The organism is Winogradskyella sp. (assembly GCF_013213975.1).
Classification (GTDB): domain Bacteria; phylum Bacteroidota; class Bacteroidia; order Flavobacteriales; family Flavobacteriaceae; genus Winogradskyella.
Window position 1 is genome coordinate 11977 of sequence record NZ_JABSST010000038.1, and the last position, 20281, is coordinate 32257.

General features: G+C 33.7%; 23 protein-coding genes and 1 tRNA gene. 19 read left to right on the forward strand and 5 right to left on the reverse strand.

Annotated elements, in window-relative coordinates:
- The first annotated feature begins 1 nt into the window (after position 1).
- From HRU49_RS07470 to HRU49_RS07500, 7 genes are all read left to right on the forward strand, one after another.
- A complete protein-coding gene (locus HRU49_RS07470; RefSeq protein WP_296355734.1) occupies positions 2 to 889 on the forward strand; it encodes a hypothetical protein in 888 nt (295 codons plus the stop codon).
- Positions 890 to 1627: a DUF4129 domain-containing protein gene (locus tag HRU49_RS07475; protein WP_296355736.1), complete on the forward strand. Its 738-nt coding sequence runs from the start codon at positions 890 to 892 to the stop codon at positions 1625 to 1627.
- Entirely contained in the window at positions 1624 to 2844 is a 1221-nt protein-coding gene (locus HRU49_RS07480; protein ID WP_296355737.1) for a DUF4350 domain-containing protein, read from the forward strand. Before HRU49_RS07475 ends, HRU49_RS07480 begins: the two co-directional genes overlap by 4 nt.
- The gene (locus tag HRU49_RS07485) at positions 2826 to 3821 is read left to right on the forward strand and encodes a MoxR family ATPase (RefSeq protein ID WP_296355739.1); all 996 of its coding nucleotides are present in this window, start codon (positions 2826 to 2828) and stop codon (positions 3819 to 3821) included. Before HRU49_RS07480 ends, HRU49_RS07485 begins: the two co-directional genes overlap by 19 nt.
- A 49-nt stretch (positions 3822 to 3870) precedes the next feature.
- Positions 3871 to 5202, forward strand: a complete 1332-nt coding sequence (locus HRU49_RS07490) for a DUF58 domain-containing protein (RefSeq protein ID WP_296355741.1) — start codon at positions 3871 to 3873, stop codon at positions 5200 to 5202.
- A 113-nt stretch (positions 5203 to 5315) separates the two neighbouring features.
- Positions 5316 to 5783 carry a DUF2141 domain-containing protein gene (locus HRU49_RS07495; protein WP_296355743.1) on the forward strand — a complete coding sequence of 156 codons (468 nt, stop codon included), beginning with the start codon at positions 5316 to 5318 and terminating at the stop codon, positions 5781 to 5783.
- A gap of 669 nt (positions 5784 to 6452) precedes the next feature.
- The gene (locus HRU49_RS07500; protein WP_296355745.1) at positions 6453 to 7391 is read left to right on the forward strand and encodes a LysR substrate-binding domain-containing protein; all 939 of its coding nucleotides are present in this window, start codon (positions 6453 to 6455) and stop codon (positions 7389 to 7391) included.
- Positions 7392 to 7429: 38 nt separating this feature from the next.
- Here the strand turns inward: HRU49_RS07500 and HRU49_RS07505 are convergent, their stop codons facing one another.
- The 3 genes from HRU49_RS07505 to HRU49_RS07515 all read right to left on the reverse strand — a co-directional run bounded on the left by HRU49_RS07505 (position 7430) and on the right by HRU49_RS07515 (position 9188).
- On the reverse strand, positions 7430 to 7627 hold the full coding sequence (locus HRU49_RS07505; protein WP_296355746.1) for a hypothetical protein: 198 nt from the start codon (positions 7625 to 7627) through the stop codon (positions 7430 to 7432).
- 215 nt (positions 7628 to 7842) lie between these two features.
- Positions 7843 to 8667 (reverse strand): TIGR00266 family protein, encoded by an 825-nt coding sequence (locus tag HRU49_RS07510; RefSeq protein ID WP_296355748.1) that lies wholly within the window; start codon positions 8665 to 8667, stop codon positions 7843 to 7845.
- Between the two features lie 65 nt (positions 8668 to 8732).
- Positions 8733 to 9188 (reverse strand): DUF4442 domain-containing protein, encoded by a 456-nt coding sequence (locus HRU49_RS07515; RefSeq protein WP_296355750.1) that lies wholly within the window; start codon positions 9186 to 9188, stop codon positions 8733 to 8735.
- 146 nt (positions 9189 to 9334) lie between these two features.
- On the opposite strand from HRU49_RS07515, the gene HRU49_RS07520 reads away from it, so the two are divergent.
- From HRU49_RS07520 to HRU49_RS07545, 6 genes are all read left to right on the forward strand, one after another.
- Complete coding sequence (locus HRU49_RS07520) at positions 9335 to 9781, forward strand: DUF4870 domain-containing protein (protein WP_296355752.1); 447 nt, start codon at positions 9335 to 9337, stop codon at positions 9779 to 9781.
- A gap of 148 nt (positions 9782 to 9929) precedes the next feature.
- The gene (locus tag HRU49_RS07525) at positions 9930 to 10271 is read left to right on the forward strand and encodes a PadR family transcriptional regulator (protein WP_296355754.1); all 342 of its coding nucleotides are present in this window, start codon (positions 9930 to 9932) and stop codon (positions 10269 to 10271) included.
- Positions 10268 to 12082 (forward strand): PspC domain-containing protein, encoded by a 1815-nt coding sequence (locus HRU49_RS07530; RefSeq protein WP_296355756.1) that lies wholly within the window; start codon positions 10268 to 10270, stop codon positions 12080 to 12082. Before HRU49_RS07525 ends, HRU49_RS07530 begins: the two co-directional genes overlap by 4 nt.
- Before the next feature lie 84 nt (positions 12083 to 12166).
- Complete coding sequence (locus HRU49_RS07535; protein WP_296355759.1) at positions 12167 to 12706, forward strand: DUF4440 domain-containing protein; 540 nt, start codon at positions 12167 to 12169, stop codon at positions 12704 to 12706.
- A gap of 88 nt (positions 12707 to 12794) precedes the next feature.
- Positions 12795 to 13517 carry a head GIN domain-containing protein gene (locus tag HRU49_RS07540; RefSeq protein ID WP_296355761.1) on the forward strand — a complete coding sequence of 241 codons (723 nt, stop codon included), beginning with the start codon at positions 12795 to 12797 and terminating at the stop codon, positions 13515 to 13517.
- Between the two features lie 184 nt (positions 13518 to 13701).
- Entirely contained in the window at positions 13702 to 14532 is an 831-nt protein-coding gene (locus tag HRU49_RS07545) for a DUF2807 domain-containing protein (protein WP_296355763.1), read from the forward strand.
- A gap of 73 nt (positions 14533 to 14605) precedes the next feature.
- Here the strand turns inward: HRU49_RS07545 and trxB are convergent, their stop codons facing one another.
- On the reverse strand, positions 14606 to 15589 hold the full coding sequence (trxB, locus tag HRU49_RS07550) for a thioredoxin-disulfide reductase (RefSeq protein WP_296355764.1): 984 nt from the start codon (positions 15587 to 15589) through the stop codon (positions 14606 to 14608).
- Positions 15590 to 16164: 575 nt separating this feature from the next.
- Positions 16165 to 16239: transfer RNA gene (locus HRU49_RS07555), tRNA-Pro, on the reverse strand.
- A gap of 99 nt (positions 16240 to 16338) precedes the next feature.
- Between HRU49_RS07555 and HRU49_RS07560 the strand changes: the two genes are divergently transcribed.
- The 6 genes from HRU49_RS07560 to HRU49_RS07580 all read left to right on the forward strand — a co-directional run.
- Positions 16339 to 17439, forward strand: coding sequence for a PQQ-dependent sugar dehydrogenase (locus HRU49_RS07560; protein ID WP_296355766.1), 1101 nt, complete (start codon positions 16339 to 16341; stop codon positions 17437 to 17439).
- Positions 17440 to 17540: 101 nt separating this feature from the next.
- Positions 17541 to 18146, forward strand: a complete 606-nt coding sequence (gene udk / locus HRU49_RS07565) for a uridine kinase (protein ID WP_296355768.1) — start codon at positions 17541 to 17543, stop codon at positions 18144 to 18146.
- The gene (locus HRU49_RS07570; protein WP_296355770.1) at positions 18146 to 18472 is read left to right on the forward strand and encodes a septum formation initiator family protein; all 327 of its coding nucleotides are present in this window, start codon (positions 18146 to 18148) and stop codon (positions 18470 to 18472) included. Before udk ends, HRU49_RS07570 begins: the two co-directional genes overlap by 1 nt.
- Entirely contained in the window at positions 18465 to 18794 is a 330-nt protein-coding gene (locus tag HRU49_RS14710) for a hypothetical protein (RefSeq protein WP_363146467.1), read from the forward strand. Before HRU49_RS07570 ends, HRU49_RS14710 begins: the two co-directional genes overlap by 8 nt.
- Before the next feature lie 57 nt (positions 18795 to 18851).
- Positions 18852 to 19823, forward strand: coding sequence for a methylmalonyl-CoA mutase family protein (locus tag HRU49_RS07575; RefSeq protein WP_363146470.1), 972 nt, complete (start codon positions 18852 to 18854; stop codon positions 19821 to 19823).
- Positions 19824 to 19875: 52 nt separating this feature from the next.
- Positions 19876 to 20281: methylmalonyl-CoA mutase family protein (locus tag HRU49_RS07580; RefSeq protein ID WP_296355772.1), on the forward strand; the 406-nt coding region annotated here is incomplete at its 3' end.

The window sequence follows — 20281 nt, forward strand, 5'->3', positions numbered from 1 at the left end:
AATGAACAAACCTTATATAGAATTTAGAAAAAATAGCGACTTTAGTAACATCCTCTCAGACACCTTCGGTTTTATCAGAAATGAATTTAAACCACTAATGAGAACGATAATCAATATTGCAGGTCCGGCAATTTTGGTTTACCTACTCGCACTATCCGTATATAATTATGTGGCAAGTGATATTTTTATTTTTTCAAATTTTAGAGAACCTAGTTTTAATTCCGGAAGTGTGTTTGCAACATTTATGGCATTAATCCTTTACTTTATTTCAGGAATAGCGGCATACATTTTATTTGTTTCTTCTGTATTGCATTACATTAAGTCTTATGTAAATAATAAAGGAATTGTTGAATTTTCAGAAGTGAAATCTGAGGTTTACAAATCGTTCTGGTCATTTTTTGGTCTTGGTTTTCTAAAAGGAATAACAATAGGTATAGCCCTATTATTGTGCTTATTACCAGCACTCTATTTTATGGTGCCGATGGCAGTCATATACAGTATTTATGTTTTTGAAAAACGAACCTCAGTTACAGATGCTTACAGCAAGAGTTTTAGCTTGGTTAATGCCGATTTTTGGACCGCTTGGGGTTCAATTTTAGTTTTAGGTATTATATACTTTGTAGTCATCTATGTGTTTGCCATTTTCAGCTCCATTTATACCATGGCTGGAACAGGTATATTGTCTGGCGAGGTAGATCCTGCAGATTTTGGAGAGTTAGGTCGAGATCCAGTGCTTATGCTATTAAGTATTATTCAGACTATTGTACAATTATTTTTAAACCTCATTTCAATAGTGGGTGGTGCTACAATCTATTTTCACCTGCATGAAAAAACAACTTTTACCGGAACCTACGAACGTATTAGCGAAATTGGTAAAACTGAAGACTAAATGTATCTAAAACGATATTTCTTGTTAGTGTTCTTCTTTTTTTGTTTTCTGAGTTACAGTCAACAAGATTCTAATCCTATTCAATGGGATGAAAGTCCTATTGTAAAAAAGGACATTACAGAAGATGATCTCGAGTCTTATCGTGGTGACAAGGCTTTTGATTACAAAGACGTTGAAACAGAGGAATCTTTTATAGATAGAGCGCTGAGATGGTTGAGGAATATGCTTAGGAAATTTTGGGAAGCTATTTTTGGTGTTGGTTCTGCCTCTGGTTTTCTTTGGTTTGTATTCCGTGTTCTGCCTTATATATTATTAGGTGTTTTGGTCTTCTTACTTATTAGATTCTTCTTACGGGTTAATTCTAACCGTTTAATAACAAAAGCCAAAGAACAAGGTTCCGTTGCGATTACTGAAGAAGAACAGATTATTAAAAATGAAGATATACCAGCTTTAATAAGAGAAGCCATCAACCAAAAAAATTACAGATTAGCCATTAGATATTACTACCTATTGTCTCTAAAATATTTGAGTGATAATGAGACTATTGCATGGCAACCACAAAAGACCAACGAGGATTATATTAATGAATTAAAGTCTTCTGGTCTTAAAGATAGCTTTAGAAATATAACGCGCATATACGATTATGTTTGGTATGGAGAGTTTGGTGTCGACGCTTTAAAATTTGAAACACTAAAACAACCTTTTGAGAACTTAAATAATGCAATTAAATCACATTGAGTAAAAAAGGAAAACTATATATAGGTCTAATATCTGCGACACTACTAATTATCATGGCTTTGGAAATGACAAAGCCAAAGCAACTCAATTGGTTTCCATCGTATGCAATGCATCATAAAATTCCTTTTGGCTCTTTTGTTTTCAATAAGCAATTGCAAAGAGTTGCAGAAACAACAACACTTGTAGATAGACCTCCTTTTGAATATTTAAAGAAAAACGCTATTAATGGGACCTATCTCTTTTTTAACGGAGCAATAAACTTTGGGAATGAAGAATTAGAAGCCTTACTAGATTGGGTCGATGAAGGAAATAAATTGGTTATTGCCGCAGTTGATTTTGAAGATAAACTTCTGGACACTCTAAACCTGGCAACAAGATCTGTTAATACTGTTGCCAATTTTAATAATGAATATCAAGTACAATTGGTTAATCCTAATTTAGATACGAGCGCTTTTAAGTTTGACAGGCCTACTACCTTTTTCCATTTCAACAAAATAGATACCTTACAAACGACTGTTGTTGGTCTTATTGATAAATTTCAAGGGGATAATAAACCCGTTAAGGACACCTTAATAAATATTATTAAACAACCATTTGGAGAAGGGCAAATTATCTTAAGCACCTTTCCTCAAGCTTTTACCAACTACTTTATTCTTAATAAACCAAACCAAAATTACACAGCTGGATTACTATCCTATTTAGATACAGATAACCCAATTTATATTGACACTTATTACAAGAGTGGCAAAAAATTCTACCTATCACCAATGTATCTGTTTTTAAACAACGACGCATTAAAATGGGCTTATTACATTATTATTATAGGCGCTGTTGTCTATATTATTTTTGAAGGCAAACGCAAACAACGTGCAATACCAATAATTAAGCCACTTAAAAATCAAACCATTGAATTCACCCGTACTATAGCTAATATGTATTATGAAGGTGGTAAACACCATGACATTGCAAAACATAAGATTCAGCATTTTTTAGAATACATTCGCAACGTCTTGTACTTGCAAACGTCAGAAATAAATGAGGAATTTATGAAGAACCTTGCAGCACGAAGCAATAATAATATAGATGATACCAAAGACCTATTTAACTTTATTAATAAAGTAAATATGTCATCGAATATAAGCGACAAAGAATTAGAACGGTTAAATACCTTAATAGAAAAATTTAAATCTCAGAATACATGGAAAACGAATCAGTAAATGACGACCTAAATTTTGACAACAGAATACAGTTAGATGGTCTAAGGGATGCTGTTGAAAATATAAAAGCAGAATTACGCAAAGTTATTATCGGTCAAGATAATTTTGTAGAACTGCTTATTGCAGGTCTTTTGGCAGATGGTCACGTTTTAATTGAAGGTGTTCCTGGAATCGCTAAAACAGTTACGGCTAAACTTTTTGCAAAAGTTTTAAAAACTAACTTTAGTAGAATTCAGTTTACACCAGACTTAATGCCTAGTGATGTTTTAGGAACTTCTGTTTTAAACATGAAAACCTCTGAATTTGAATTTAAACAAGGACCAATATTTTCAAATATTGTATTGATAGATGAGATCAATAGAGCACCTGCTAAAACGCAAGCTGCACTTTTTGAGACTATGGAAGAACGCCAGGCCACTATTGATGGTGTTACCTATACGTTTAAAAGTCCTTTTATGGTTTTGGCTACACAAAACCCAATTGAGCAAGAAGGAACCTATGCTTTGCCAGAAGCTCAGCTCGATCGATTTATTTTTAAAATTAAAGTAGATTATCCATCGTTAGAAGATGAAATTAAAATTATTGCATCGCATCATGACCGCAAAGGCGAAGCTCCTCAAGCAAGCATTAATGCCATATTAGACACTAAGTCCTTGGAGGATTACAAAGTCAAAACACAGTCTATTTTAGTTGAAGAAAAGATCATAAAATACATCGCAGAAATCGTATCAAAAACAAGAAATCATCCACATCTTTACCTAGGTGGCTCTCCGAGAGCCTCAATCGCTATTTTGAATACAGCCAAGGCCTTTGCAGCGATGCAAGGACGTGATTTTGTGACTCCAGAGGATGTGAAAAAATCATTAACTCCAGTACTTAACCATCGTGTTATCCTAACACCTGAGCGTGAAATGGAAGGTATGACAACGGAAAATGTTATTGAAATGATTGTGCAATCTGTTGAAGTTCCGCGTTAAGCACAGGTAGCAGGCATCATTATTAAATTAATAATACAGTAAGAATTAAGTGAAATTTATAAAGTCATTATACGTGCACAAGCAGCTATATATTTATATGGCTATTGTATCTGTGTCCTTTTTACTGTCTTTTTGGTTTTCTTCAATTTATGCAATAGCTTGGATGTTAACCACTGTTATCATTGTCATCTTGGTAATTGATTTACTTATGCTTTATGGCTCAAAAAAAACAATTAAAGCCAGACGATTACTACCAGACAAGTTTTCTAATAGTGATCAGAATCCTGTTCCAATTACAATCACTAATTCATATAACTTTAAAACCTTTTGTGACGTTATTGACGAGTTACCCCTTCAATTTCAAAAGCGAGACTTCTCGTATCAAGTCAGCCTAATTCCAAATGAGATTCACAATTTTGAATATCTAGTAAGACCAGTGGATCGTGGTGAATATTATTTTGGACATTTAAATATTTATGTGTCCACACCTTTAAAGGTAATAAAGCGCAAATTCCAGTTTCAGAATGAGCAAATGGTTATGGTATACCCATCCATAATCCAAATGCAGAAGTACGATTTCTTAGCCATAAGTAACTCCCTAACACAGATGGGACTTAAAAAGATAAGACGAATCGGAAATACATCAGAATTTGAGCAGATTAAAGAATATGTTCAAGGTGATGATTTTAGAACCATAAATTGGAAAGCCACAGCTAAACGTGCAGAATTAATGGTAAATCAATATCAGGATGAAAAGTCTCAACCTATTTATTCGGTTATTGATACTGGACGTGTAATGAAAATGCCTTTTAATGGTTTAAAGCTTTTAGACTATGCCATAAATTCAACACTAGCCTTCAGTAATGTAGCCCTTAAAAAGCACGATAAAGTTGGGATGTTGTCCTTTTCGAAAAAGATAGAAACCTTTTTACCTGCAATTCATAAACTCACCTACCTCAATCGTATTTTGGAAAATCTCTATAATATAGACACCCAATTTAGCGATAGTGATTATGGCTTATTATATGCTCAACTAAAACGCAAGGTAACCCACAGAAGTTTGTTGCTGCTCTATACTAACTTTGAGCATATAAGCGCCTTAAAACGTCAAATGCCTTATCTACAGGCCATCTCAAAAAAACACGTATTAGTTGTAGTCCTATTTGAAAATACTGAGCTTAGTACTATAATTAAAGAACATGCAGAAGACCTACAGTCCATTTATCATAAAACCATTGCAGAAAAGTTTGCCTTCGAGAAACGCTTGATGGTAAAAGAACTTCAAAAACATGGTATTCAGTCTGTCTTAACTACACCAGAAAACTTGACCATTAATACCATTAACAAATATTTAGAAATAAAGGCTAGAGGTCTCATTTAAGTTTAAACACAACCCATCCTTAAAAAAGAACAATTCGGTAATTACAATTATTTCTTTTAACTTGTTCTTAAGATATTTGAATTATCAAATAAAAATCAAAAAACACTAACATTATGAAATCAATGATTCAACAACACAAAAAAAGCAACTTTAAATCTGTGAGTAAAAAACTAATCTTAACGTTTGCATTAGCTCTAACAACAGTATTTGGCTTTTCTCAAGAAGTAGAGGGAGTAAACATCACCGTGACAATTGATAACGTAACTAGCGATAAAGGAAAAGTACTGATGTCTTTACATACTTCTGAAACCTTTATGAAAGGTAACGGAATCAAGGATGCTGAAACGAAAATAAAAGATGGAAAAGTGACCATTACTTTTGAAAACGTTTTACCTGGTGAATATGCTATCCTAGCAATGCACGATGCTAATGATAACAAGCGTATGGATTTTCAAGAGAATGGAATGCCAACTGAATCCTTTGGGATATCAAACAATGTTATGGCAATGGGACCACCGCAATATGATGATGCTAAATTTAAAGTAGAAAATAAAAATTTAGAAATCAAAATAAGGTTTTAAAATAGCATTCAAAAAAGTAAAAGAAAAGACTGAGTACATTCCTTAAAGAATTACTCAGTCTTTCGCTTTCAATCTAGGACTATACTACCTTTAAAGCCGAAATATAAAATTTGGAGTAATTCCTTACCTCTATTTTGCTGGATACTTAGGATACTTAACGGAGGATGTTGCTGATTGTGAAGTTCAAAATGCTTATTTTAATGCTAGCGATATTGACAATAATTTTACAGAATTCAAATGGCATGGATTTTCAAAAGTCTTAAATCAAAGTGATATTTTAAGTGCAATCTTTGGCGCTGATGGTTCAATAACCATAGAAATTAGAAATTAAAGTATACACCGATACCTAAGAATTTGATAGTCGTCCTGATAGAGAATTATTTATGTTCTTATATCACAGTGAACCGCTTGATGGCACATCAAATTTAGACTGGACTCGCGTGTAATGTAAATTTGGAATACATTGTTTACAATCTAACAAAGACTTCTTTACACTCGAAAAATATAACAAATAGGATGTTAGTTCCTATCCTAGTAATAATCGTAAGTTAACATTGGCTATACGAAAGCTATGAGACTTATATTGTGATGGCTTTATTTAAATGACCTCTCACGCTGTATAACTTTAATTAATTGTATTTTGTATTTTTATAGTCTAAATCAATTAAAATGACAATCACTCAACTAAAATATGCTCTAGCCATCGCTGAGCACAAAAACTTTACTAAAGCTGCCGAAAAGTGTTTTGTAACGCAACCAACGCTCAGTACGCAAATACAAAAGCTTGAAGATGAACTTGATGTTGTAATTTTCGATAGAGGTAAAAAGCCCATAGAACTTACAGAAGTTGGAAGAAAAATTGTTTCTCAAGCAAGGAATATTGTTAATGAGGCAGACCGTATTCAGGACATTGTAGATCAGCAAAAGGGATTTATAGGTGGGGAGTTTAAATTAGGCATCATTCCAACTATTATGCCTACACTTTTGCCTATGTTTTTAAAAAACTTTATCAAAAAATATCCAAAGGTTAAATTAAAGATTGAGGAATTAACAACCGAGGAGATTTTAACCAGAATTAATGATGGTCATTTAGATGCCGCAATTGCCGCAACTCCATTAAAAAGGGAGAATATTAAGGAACGCGTCTTATACTACGAACCTTTTGTTGCTTATGTACCAGATAACCATAGATTAAGAGACAAAAAGACCATCGAAATCTCAGATTTAGAAATTGAAGATATGCTGTTATTAGAAGATGGACATTGTTTTAGAGAAGGAGTCATTAATCTGTGTAAAACCTTTAAAGATCAAATCGATGATAACTTTCAACTCGAAAGTGGGAGTATTGAGACTTTAATAAAACTCTCTAACGAAGGCCTGGGAATGACACTTCTACCTTATTTACATACCTTAGACATAAGAGAAAAATTAAGTCCAAATCTTAGACATTTTGTTGAACCCTCTCCAGCTAGAGAAGTCAGTATTATCTACCACAAAAGTGAGCTAAAAATGCAGATCATTGATGCCATGCATAATGTCATTTCTGGTATTATTCGAGGTGCGATTGCTTTTAGTGATGTCGAAATAATAAGTCCACTATCCACATAAAAATCAAATAAAAAAAGCGACTCGTAAGTCGCTTTTTCCTATACTTTTAAATAAATTAAACTTCTATTTAATTCTGGGTTTTGATTGATAAGAGATAGAATAAAAATTCTTAATTCTTCCAGTTCGTGAGGCAACAAACGTTTCGCCGCTTTTTCCACTTCCTTACAGAATAATGTCGCATCAAAACTCACCTTGTTAAGCACAGTCTTAGTGTACTCAAACATCGCTCTCGCCATAGGTAATTTTAGGTTTTAGGTTCAACAAAAGTAGATTTTTTCTATAGGCTATTCATATAGATTATGCTTCAATATAGAAAAAAAACATAGGACATTAAACAAAATACGCAAAGTTTAACAGCTTATTATGTTAAAAGTTTAAAATTCTGGGTGCGTCCAAGAATTAAAAAAAGTTTATTTTTTCAAGGTAAACTTTCATTCACTTCTATTTTACATTAAAAGCCATTATCACCATCTAAAAGATCACCTAATCCCCCAAGTATACTACCCTCACCCTTTGATTTACCGCCTCTTGGAACAGACTTTAATACTCGACCCGCTAGTCTACTAAATGGAAGTGATTGCAAATACACTGTGCCAGGCCCTTGTAACTTTGCAAAGAACAGTCCTTCACCACCGAAAATGGTATTTTTAAATCCACCAATAAATTCTACATCATAGTCCACATCTTGAGTAAAACCGACTATACAACCAGTATCAACTCTAAGTACTTCACCTGGAGCTAATTCACGTTTCGCTGTAGTTCCACAAGCATGCACAAAGGCCATACCATCACCTTCTAACTTCTGCATTATAAATCCTTCACCACCAAAAAGTCCTCTACCTAATTTCTTAGAAAATTCAATACCTACACTCACTCCTTTGGCAGCGCACAAAAAAGCATCTTTTTGACAAATAAACTTCCCGATATACTCTAAAAGATCTATAGGGGTAATTTTACCTGGATAGGGTGATGCAAAAGACACATTCCGTTTACCGATAAGGTTATTGTAAAAAGCAATCATGAAAAGACTTTCTCCTGTGAGAATTCTTTTTCCAGCTCCTAAGATCTTTCCCAAAAAGCCCTGATCTTTATTAGAGCCATCACCAAATATAGTTTCCATTTGAATACCGTCATCCATCATCATAAAACTTCCAGACTCAGCAATAACTCCTTCATCAGGATCTAGTTCTATTTCTACATATTGCATTTCCTCGCCATAGATACGATAATCTATTTCATGTGCGTTTCGTTCTCTAAAGTCTAGCAATTGATTCATAATAATTTTGTTTTAAGATTGATTCATCTATTTGTAGAATTAAGAATGACTTTGTTACAATGACTTCAATTTTTGACTTTGAGCGTCCATTCAAAATTAAAAGAGGACACCTTAATACCATCTTTATTAACGCCATCGGCATTAAGCCACACTGTTTGACCTTCACCAGTGTCAATTGCGTTTTTTATAGCTTTATCTATTTTTATACCTTCTTCGCACTTAAATGTAATTCTTCCAGTAGCCTTTTTTGTAAACGTCGCGTTATTATTGGCAACGAGCATTGAAATGCTTTTACCACTATCCCTGATTTTTTTCATGACAAGGGCGCCTGTAGTTAACTCAGCAGCCATGCCTTGAACAGCCCAAAACATAGATCTAAACGGATTTTGATTGATCCAGCGATGTTTAACAGTAACAATACATGTGCTATCATCTATATGCTTTGTTCTTACCCCTGTAAAATAAGCCGAAGGTAACTTAAATAGTAGATAGGTGTTAAGTTTAGAAGGTGTTATCTTCATAAGATTCTTCAATAATTTGCACTAAAATAACTGAAATATTCAAGCTTAACTAATGTTAAAAAATTGTTAATATTAGGTACTATGTGTTACATAATACCTGTTTTTAGACATATATTTGCATAAGAAACTATTATACACTTTTAAAAATGGTAGACAATCATCATAAAAACTTAGCAACATTTATACATTTATCGACCTTTTCGAGATTCATCATACCATTTGGTAATTTTTTAGGACCAATTGTACTGTGGGCAGCTAATAAAAACAAATCTACATTTATAGATCAGCATGGAAAACAAGCTATAAATTTTCAGATTAGTGTTTTGTTATATGCTATAATCGTAGGCACTATAAGTGTTCCTTTCTTCATCTTTAAGTTGTTTAGAGGATTAGATGTTATCGATTTCCATGGATTTCACAATTTTCACATTAATGTTGGTGAGCCTTCTCCGCTTCTATATATAAGCGGTGGATTAGGAGCCTTAGCTGTTATAGCTTTTATAATTGAACTCGGACTAATTGTAAACGCAAGCTTAACAGCTAGAGATGGCGAACTATACCAATACCCCTTAACAATTAATTTTTTAAAATAGAATCATCAATAATCAATCAAAAAATGAACAGTTTAATCGAATTTAAGACCTTATTACTATGAAACGAGCGCAATCTAAATCAATGTTTAATCAAATTAACGTCGATGCGCGAACTGCATGTGACCTTAAATTAAAATAATAGAAGCACATGAAAATCGAAAATACAAAAGCACAAATGCGTAAAGGTGTACTAGAATACTGCATCTTATCCATCTTAAAAGATGAGGATGCCTATGTTGCAGAAATTCTAAGCACATTAAAAGACGCAAAAATGCTTGTTGTAGAAGGAACCATATATCCACTATTAACAAGACTAAAAAATGCTGGATTACTCAGTTATCGCTGGGAAGAATCTACATCTGGACCACCAAGAAAATATTATGGTCTAACAGAGACGGGAAAACTATTCCTTAAAGAGTTAAACACGACTTGGAGTGAATTACAAAATGCAGTTAACCTAGTAACAAGTACAAAATCAACAAAAAAATGAATAAAACAGTCAATATAAATTTAGCAGGTATTTTCTTCCACATAGACGAAGATGCATATCTTAAATTACAGCGCTATCTTGAGGCTATAAAACGTTCATTTACAGATTCTCAAGGTCGCTCAGAAATTATCGCTGACATCGAAGCTCGTATCGCCGAATTATTCTCAGAACGTATACGAAACGAAAAACAAGTTGTTGGTATAAAATTGGTAGACGAAGTCATTACCATAATGGGACAACCCGAAGATTATTTAGTGGACGATGAAATCTTTGAAGATGAACCACGCACTAAAACAACTTATAGCTCTCGACCAACAAAGAAACTATATAGAGATACAGACAACTCTTATATTGGAGGTGTTGCAGCAGGATTAAGCCATTATTTTGGTATCGAATCTATTTGGATGCGAATAATCTGGTTAATATTAGCCATTGGTTCTGGCGGTACATTTATATTTATATACCTTATTTTCTGGGCTTTAGTTCCAGAAGCTAGAACAACTGCCGAAAAGCTGACCATGACTGGTGATCCTGTGAACATCAGTAACATTGAAAAAAAAATTAAAGACGGTATTGACTCAGTTTCAGAAACTGTAAGAAATGTCGATTTTAAAAAACACGGTGAAAAGCTAAAAGAGGGTTTCGATAACGTCTCAGACAACATATCAGAGACGGTAAAAAACGTTGATTTTCAAAAGCAAGGCAATCGTTTAAAGTCTAGTTCACAGACCTTTTTCGATTCCATAGGAACCATTCTTATGTTTTTTCTAAAAGCCTTTGCAAAACTTATTGGAATTGTTTTAATCATTGTAGGGATTAGCATGCTAATAACACTAATTGTTGCATTATTTACCGTTGGTATTACAGATGCAGTCCATTTACCAGGAGTAGATCTACTATATGTCGCTAACGCTGCTAACATTCCCATTTGGTTAATGTCATTGTTGTTATTCTTTGCCATTGGTATTCCATTTTTCTTTGTGTTTTACACAGGATTAAAAATATTAGTGAACAACTTAAAATCCATTGGCAATGTGGCTAAGTTTACTTTACTTGGGTTATGGTTAATGGCCATTATAGGATTAATCATTACAGGAGTCAAGCAGGCCACTGAGCACGCATTTGACGCTAAAGTTAGTGCAAAGAGTGAGTTGAATATTACATCTGGTGATACACTGAAACTTTATAATTCAAAACTCAAGAATTACAACAGCTACCGTTACAATACTAATGGAGAATTTAAAATTGTTGAGGATGATAACGGACGAAGCATTGTATCGAGCAACGTTAGATTTATTGTAAGATCTACAAGCGATTCTGTTGCGTCAATAACTATTGAAAAAGAAGCGACCGGTAAGGACTATAATAGAGCCAAAACACGTGCCGAAAACATTTATTACAAGTATAAGATTACAGGTAATACCTTAAATCTAGATAACTACCTGAAGACTGATATTGAAAATAAATTCAGCGAACAAGAAGTGCGCGTAATGCTATATTTACCTCAAGGCACCGTCCTTTACACAGATAATAACTTCTCAAGGTCATGGAGATACAGCTATTCAAGTTATGGTAATAACATCCTAAACGATATGAAGTTTGGTCACTATTATTTGATTAAAGAAGATACTGCAGAATGTCTAGACTGTGTTATAGAAAAAGAAGAGGAAGCGGAGGAAGAAGAGATTGTAGCTGAAAAAACAGAAGTTATTGAAACCATTAATCAAGAACCATCGTCTAAAGAAGAGCCAGAGGTTAGCGTTAAAATAAATGAAGAAGATGGTATTGATATTCAGGTAAATGACAATTGAGACCTAAAATTCAACAGTTCAGTATATTAAACTATAAATCAATCAAAAATCAAGACACCTTTGTGGTGTAATCATCAATCAAAAATGAACCAATCAAAATTAAATCAATCAATCAAATCACTTTTGCTAAGCAGTATCGGATTCCTATTGGTATCCGGTATTGCCACAGCACAGGTGGATAAAGGCTCTGAACTTTACCAAACCCTTAAAGCAAAAGACAGTATTCTTTTTAAAATAGGTTTTAACAAATGTGACGTAGAACGAAGTGCTGAATTAATGTTTGATGATCTTGAATTCTACCATGATAAAGGTGGAATTACCAATTCTAAAGAGGCCTTTGTAACCATTATGAAAAACGGAATTTGTAGAGCTGACAATCCAGAGAAAGTATATCGCTTTCTTGTTGAAGAAAGTCTCGAGGTTTTCCCAATGTATAATGATGGTAAACTTTACGGTGCCTTACAAAATGGTAAGCACTTTTTCTCAACGGACAAAAATATGACCTATGAAGAGACGGACAACTATGCGCTATTCTCGCACTTGTGGATACTAGATGGTGTGGAATGGAAAATTAAACGTGTTATAAGTTATAATCACGTTTCAAAAGAAGTAAAAGACAATTAAACAATTAAAATTCAATCAAAAAACCAATATTAGAAACGGTCTGATCACATCTGTGAAAATACAGTTTCAAACTAAAATCAAAAAAATCATGAGCACATTAGTAAGAATAGTAATAACCAGTATTTTAAGTGTTTTGATGCTATCCTGTAGCATTTCATTCGGGCCAGGAATTGATGGCAATAGAAATGTAGTAAGTCAAGACAGAAATATTTCTAATGACTTTGAATCTATAAAAGTAGGTCAAGGATTAGATTTATATATTACTCAAAGCAATGCAGTGGACCTAAGTGTTGAGGCAGATGAAAATCTTCACGAATTCATAATGACAGAAGTCGAAGATGGTGTTTTAAGTATTTACACAACAGAAAATATAAGAAGAGCAGCTTCAAGACGCATTAATGTAACCGTTGTTAATCTTTCTGCTATTAAAGCAACTAGTGGTAGTGAAGTTATTTCTACAAATACTATTGAGGTAGATGAATTAGAACTTAATACAACAAGCGGTGCAGAAATGAAAATTGATGTAAAGACCGAATCCTTAAATTGTCAGTCTACAAGTGGGAGTGATATTAAAGTGAGTGGAACTACGGTTCTACTTTTTGCCGAAGCTACAAGCGGCTCTGATATCAAAGCTTCTAATCTTAAAGCTAGCATTTCTAAAGTAAAAGCTACAAGTGGTGCAGATATTTCTTTAAACACTTCTAAAGAATTAACAGCTAGAGCGACCAGTGGTGCTGGCATCAGATATTCTGGTAATCCTAAAAAAGTAGAGAAATCAGATAGTTCCTCAGGTAGCGTTAGAGCCAACTAAACTTTATGATTTCCTGTTTGCGTTTTGCATTCAGAAAATATTACAAAACCAACAACCAATCAATTGCAAACCGTTTTAAATTCTTTCTAGAGTTTGGGACGGTTTTTGTATATCTTTGTTTAATAGCTATTAAATTAACATGCTTTAGTAATTATGGTAATAACTAGCTAAACAATTAATATACATGAAAAAAATAGTACTTATTCTACTAATGGCAGTACTTGCGATACCATCATTAGAAGCTCAACAAAAAATCAAAGGAGATAGAAATGTCACCATTAAGCAAACCTATGTTGATGATTTTCATACTTTGGTTGTTAATGGAGATTTTTCAATAGAAATTGTATACAATAGCAAACCCTCAGTTAATATTGAAACTGATGACAACTTGCATGATGTTATTGAATTTAATGTAGTTGATGGTGTTCTCACCATTGTTGAAACTTTGAGAATAACTTCAAGAAAAAAATTAAGTATCACAATAAACTATGGCGATGCTCTGCAACATATGGAAGTTCATGGTGATGGGGAGTTAAGATCTTTAACCTCTATGGAATTGAATAACGCCTCATTAATAACAACTGATAATTCAAGAGCCTATTTAAATATAAGGGCCAAAAGTTTTGATTATAAAAGTTCTGGAGAATCAAAGACTCGATTAAACTTAACATCTGATTCAACAAAAGTTGAAATGAGTGATAATACTAAGTTGGATGCATTAATAAATAGTAATGTTGTTAATTTTGATATGCATTTAAGATCAGATGCCGTTATTGAAGGATCTGCATCAAGTTCTATTTTAACATTAGATAATTCAACCAATTTCAACAGTCCTAAATTTGATGTTAAATCAGTTGACGCCACTCTGGAAGATAATAGTGATTTAATTATCGCCTCAACAGAAAATATTACAATAGCAGCTTCAGGAAATAGTGAGGTGTACCTATACGGCAGTCCTAGCATAACCATTACCAAATTTGATGATACAGCAAAACTTCAAAAGAAAAAGCGCTAGAAATTCGCCAAATACAAATAGCAAAAAGCCGAAGAATTCAACTTCGGCTTTTCTATATTTTATCGTGTAAATCTTAGTTGTATGTTGAAGTGGCTACTTCGAAATTAGCGTCTTTTGCAGCTAAATAGCGCTCCGCGTCTAACGCAGCCATACAACCTGTTCCAGCTGCTGTAATTGCCTGTCTATATACGTGATCTGCAGCATCGCCACTAACAAAAACTCCTTCCACATTTGTTTTACTCGTTCCTGGTTCTGCATTAATGATATAACCTGTCTCATCAAGGTTTAAGTAATCTTTAAAAATATCGGTATTTGGTTTGTGTCCAATGGCTACAAAAAAGCCAGTAGCAGGAATTTCAAACTTCTCACCTGTTTTATTATTAAAAGCTCTCACTCCAGTAACAACTTGTCCATCCCCTAAAACCTCATCTGTTTCAGTATTCATTAAAATTTCAATATTCTCTGTATTTCTTACACGGGCTTCCATAATTTTAGAGGCTCTAAATTCATCACGCCTTACCAGCATGGTTACTTTTTTACAAAGCTTAGAAAGGTAATGCGCCTCTTCACAAGCCGAGTCACCAGCCCCTACGATAACAACATCTTGATTTCTATAAAAGAAACCGTCACAAACGGCACAAGCAGATACTCCACCCCCAAGTTTCAAATATTTTTGCTCTGAAGGTAGTCCTAAATATTTCGCCGATGCACCAGTTGAAATAATTATCGTTGAAGCATGAATCTCTGTTTCTCCATTCACCCAAACCTTATGAATATCACCAGAAAAATCAACTTTTGTAATCCAGCCATGACGTACATCTGTTCCAAAACGCTCAGCTTGTTTCTGAAGTTGAATCATCATTTCTGGCCCTGTTATCCCATCAGGATATCCAGGGAAATTTTCAACATCATTGGTCGTTGTTAATTGACCACCTGGTTGTTCTCCTTGATATAAAACTGGCTCCATATTCGCTCTAGACGCATATATTGCAGCTGTATATCCCGCAGGTCCAGATCCTATTATTAGACACTTTACTTTTTCAATCGTATCAGACATATTATTCAATTTATTCTAAAACAAAAGTAGTTTTTTATAGTACAACCTTACAGAGAAGTTATCAACACTAATTATAGCATTATAAAATTCATCAATCCTGTTTATTCATTAATATTTTTCACTGATTTGGAATGATTTAATAACAAAATCTAACCTAATAATGAAATCAAAAGTTAGAATCACTGACTTAGTATGGTTATTAGTTTTTCTTAAAAAAGAATAAAACGATAAAATGGACACCCCTGATAATACCACTGAAGAAATGAAGGAAAATTAAATGATCTTAAGGATACATGGGTACTAGCTAATTTTTAGAGATATAAAGGGAGTGTTGCTGTAGACTGGTTTAAAATAAACCCAGGATTCAGACAACTTAAAATGTCAACAAATACTAAAGTTAAGTGATGTAAGCATAGACCTGTAGATTCTTCAGAACGGTTTGGATAGGATACCTCTTGGACAATAAATTTCAGCAAGTAGAGCCCAATGAAGATGACTACAGAATCTACTCTGAAAACGACATAAAAAGTAAAAAAACAAAAAAAGCTCAGTAAACACTGAGCTTTTAATTTTAGTCGGGGTGGCAGGATTCGAACCTGCGACCTCCGCGTCCCAAACGCGGCGCGATAACCGGGCTACGCTACACCCCGAAAACGGTTATCAAAATTGGACTGCAAATATAGAGTTTTTCTTTATATTCAAACAACATTTTTCTAACTTTAGAATTCAGACTTAAATTTTACAAAAAGATGAGGTTAAAACCAGCCTTTATTAGCCTAATATTAATTAGTGTTTTAACCTGTGCACAGGACAAAAACCCAACAAATTATGACAATGATTATGAAGTTATTGTGGATAATTTAGATATTCCATGGGGGTTTACTTTTTTACCAGATGGGAGTATATTAATTAATGAGAAAGCTGGAATATTAATCCACTTTAAAAATGGTAATAAATCTGTCATTACAGGACTACCAGAAATTTACTTTCGAGATCAAGGTGGATTGTTAGATATTATTCTTCATCCTAATTATAAGGAGAATGGATGGGTTTACTTCTCATATGCTTCCTCTAAAGGGAAAGGCGATGGTGGCAATACATCCATCGCTAGAGCCCAATTAGAAAACAAGACCTTAGTAAATTTTGAGGTTCTTTATAAAGCCGAACCAAACTCGAGAAGAGGTCAACACTTTGGTTCACGATTAGCGTTTGACAACAAGGGTTATTTATATTTTACCATAGGTGATCGCGGCGATAGGGATGTTAATCCGCAAGACTTAACTAGAGATTGCGGTAAGGTGTACAGAATCCATGATGACGGCCGAATACCAATTGACAATCCGTTTTTTAATAAGCCAAATGCAAAAAAAGCTATATTTTCTTATGGACATAGAAATCCACAAGGCATGATATTACATCCTAAAACAGGTGATATTTGGACCCATGAACATGGACCACGAGGTGGTGATGAAATAAATATTATTAAAGCTGGAAAGAACTACGGTTGGCCTGTTATTAGTTTTGGGATCAATTATAGTGGTACTAAATTTACAGAACTAACAGAAAAAGAAGGTATGGAACAACCACTTCATCAATGGACACCCTCGATAGCCCCAAGTGGAATGGCATTTATAAATAGCGATAAATATGGAGACTGGAATGGTAATTTACTTGTTGGTTCACTTAAGTTTCAATATTTAGATTTATGTACCTTAAAAAACAACAAAGTCATTAAAGAGGAACGTCTTCTCGATGGCATAGGTAGAGTAAGAAGTGTTGAACAAAGTCCTGATGGTTACATTTATGTTGGCATTGAAAACCTAGGTATCGTCAAATTGATAAGACGATAGTCACTAAAAACATGATATTATTTCTATCAACAAGTGACAAATATCATTAATTACTAGTCGTAAATCCCTAATTTTGCATAACTAAAATAAACCGAAAATTAATGCTGATAATTGGAATAGCTGGTGGTACTGGATGTGGAAAAACAACCGTCGTAAATACTATTTTAAATGAACTCCCAGAAGGTGAGGTTGGAGTTATTTCCCAGGACTCTTATTATAAAGACACATCACACTTAAGCTATGATGAACGTGTAAAGATAAATTTCGATCACCCGAGGTCTATTGATTTTGATTTGTTAGTACAACATCTTATAGATTTAAAAGCAGGAACCGCCATTGATCAGCCTGTATATTCCTTTGTAAAGCATAATCGTACAGGAGATACAATCTCTACAAAACCCAGAAAAGTAATGATCGTAGAAGGTATTCTTATCCTTACCAATCCAGAAATTCGTGATTTATTTGATATTAAAATATTTGTTCATGCAGACTCAGACGAACGATTAATAAGACGACTGAAACGCGATATTTCTGAACGAGGACGAGATATTGATGAGGTGTTAACAAGATATCAAACAACACTCAAACCAATGCATGAGCAGTTTATTGAACCAATGAAGGAATACGCAGATATTATAATCCCCAATAATAAGTACAACACGGTAGCAGTAGATATCGTTAGAACGATAATCAATGAACGTTTATAATGGGTGTTTTTGACAATAAATATTTAAAACCATTTAAAAATATTTACCTCTTGGTGTTTATTCTATTTGCCATTTGGATGCTCTTTTTTGATGCGCATTCACTATTATTTCATTATGAACTGAATGAAGATATTGAAGCATTAGAATATCAAAAAGAACATTATAAAAATGAAATGGCAAAGGATAATAAAGCCATTAAAGAATTGAGTACGGAAGAAGGTATTGAACGTGCTGCAAGAGAAAATTATTACATGAAGAAACCTAACGAGGACATCTTCATAATTGAATACGAAGACAGTATTGCAAAACAGAAAAAAGATGAGTAAATCTTTATTTAGCGATTTTGAAGGTGTTTCCTCTAAAGCCTGGAAACAAAAAATTCAGGTAGATTTAAAAGGAGCGGATTACAACAACAATTTAATTTGGAAAACTAATGAAGGTATTGATGTAAAGCCTTTTTACCATGCCGATCAATTTAAAGCTATTTCAAATAATCCAAACAGTAAAGCCCAAGATTGGAAAATTTGCCAAACCATTGTTGTCGATAAGGCTGAAGAGGCTAATGCACAAGCAATTGAAGCTATTAATCGTGGTGCCGAAGCCATTCTTTTTACAATGCCGTCTGAGTCTATACCTACTGAAGTATAACTCAAGACTATCGTCTTAGATAAAGTTTCAGTTGATATCCAATGTAATTTTCTGTCGATTCCTTTTAGTCGATCTTTTAATCAGAAGAACGTTTACGTCCAAAACGATATTATTGGTCATCTCGCAAAAACTGGAAACTGGCATAACAATCTCAAAGAAGATTATGATCAGTTTGAGATAATTGTGAAAGAAAACAACCAGTTATGCATTAATCTGGATCTGTATCAAAATGCAGGAGCTAACATCGTACAGCAATTAGCCTATGGACTAGCACATACCAATGAATACCTTAACCATTTTGAAAAAATATTAGATAATAACAAAAAGCAAACCTTAGAAATAACGTTTAATGTAGCAATAGGATCTAATTATTTCTTTGAAATTGCCAAGCTCAGAGCATTAAGAAATCTTTGGGCGACCCTAGCATCTGAATATGGCTTTAACATAAGCTGCAGAATTAAAGCAACACCTAGTAAACGCAATAAAACCATCTACGATTACAATGTAAATATGCTTCGAACAACAACAGAATCTATGAGTGCAGTTTTAGGGGGTGCAGATGTGGTTTATAATTTACCTTATGATGCATTGTATCACGATGCAAATGAATTTGGAGACCGCATCTCAAGAAACCAGCTCTTGATTCTTAAAAACGAAAGTTATTTTGATAAGGTAAATAATCCTGCAGATGGGTCCTATTATATTGAATATTTAACGCTAAAGTTGTCAGAAAAAGCATTAGAACTTTTTAAAGACATCGAAAATAATGGAGGGTTTTTAAGTCAATTAAAAGAAGGTACTATCCAAAGAAAAATTAAAGAAAGTGCCTCTAAGGAACAATCACAATTTGACACGGAACAATTAATATTACTTGGTACAAATAAGCATCCAAATCCAGCAGATAGAATGAAAAATGAACTTGAGAAAAGTCCATTTTTAAGAATAGATAAACGAAAAACATTAATTGAGCCAATTATTGCGGTAAGGTTATCTGAAAAATTAGAAATCAATAGATTAAAAAATGAATAAAACAAGGTATAGGTAAAATCTACAGCCTCTTTTTTAGTTCAAAATAACATCCATGAGTCGTAAAAATCTACAACATATAAAATTAAAAGAAAAACAGCCAAAAGCTGTTCATCAAGATGCCAAAAACAGTTTCATAACGGCAGAGGATATTGAGGTGAAATCAAGATATGAGAAGAAGGATTTAGACGAACTTGAACATTTAAATTTTGTAGCAGGTATAGCACCCAATCTTCGCGGCCCATATGCAACGATGTATGTTCGTCGACCATGGACTATAAGGCAATACGCTGGGTTTTCTACCGCTGAAGAAAGTAATGCATTTTATAGAAGGAATTTGGCTGCAGGGCAAAAAGGTTTATCGGTAGCATTTGATTTAGCAACACACCGAGGTTATGACTCAGATCACGAACGTGTTGTTGGAGATGTTGGTAAAGCAGGTGTGGCAATTGACTCTGTAG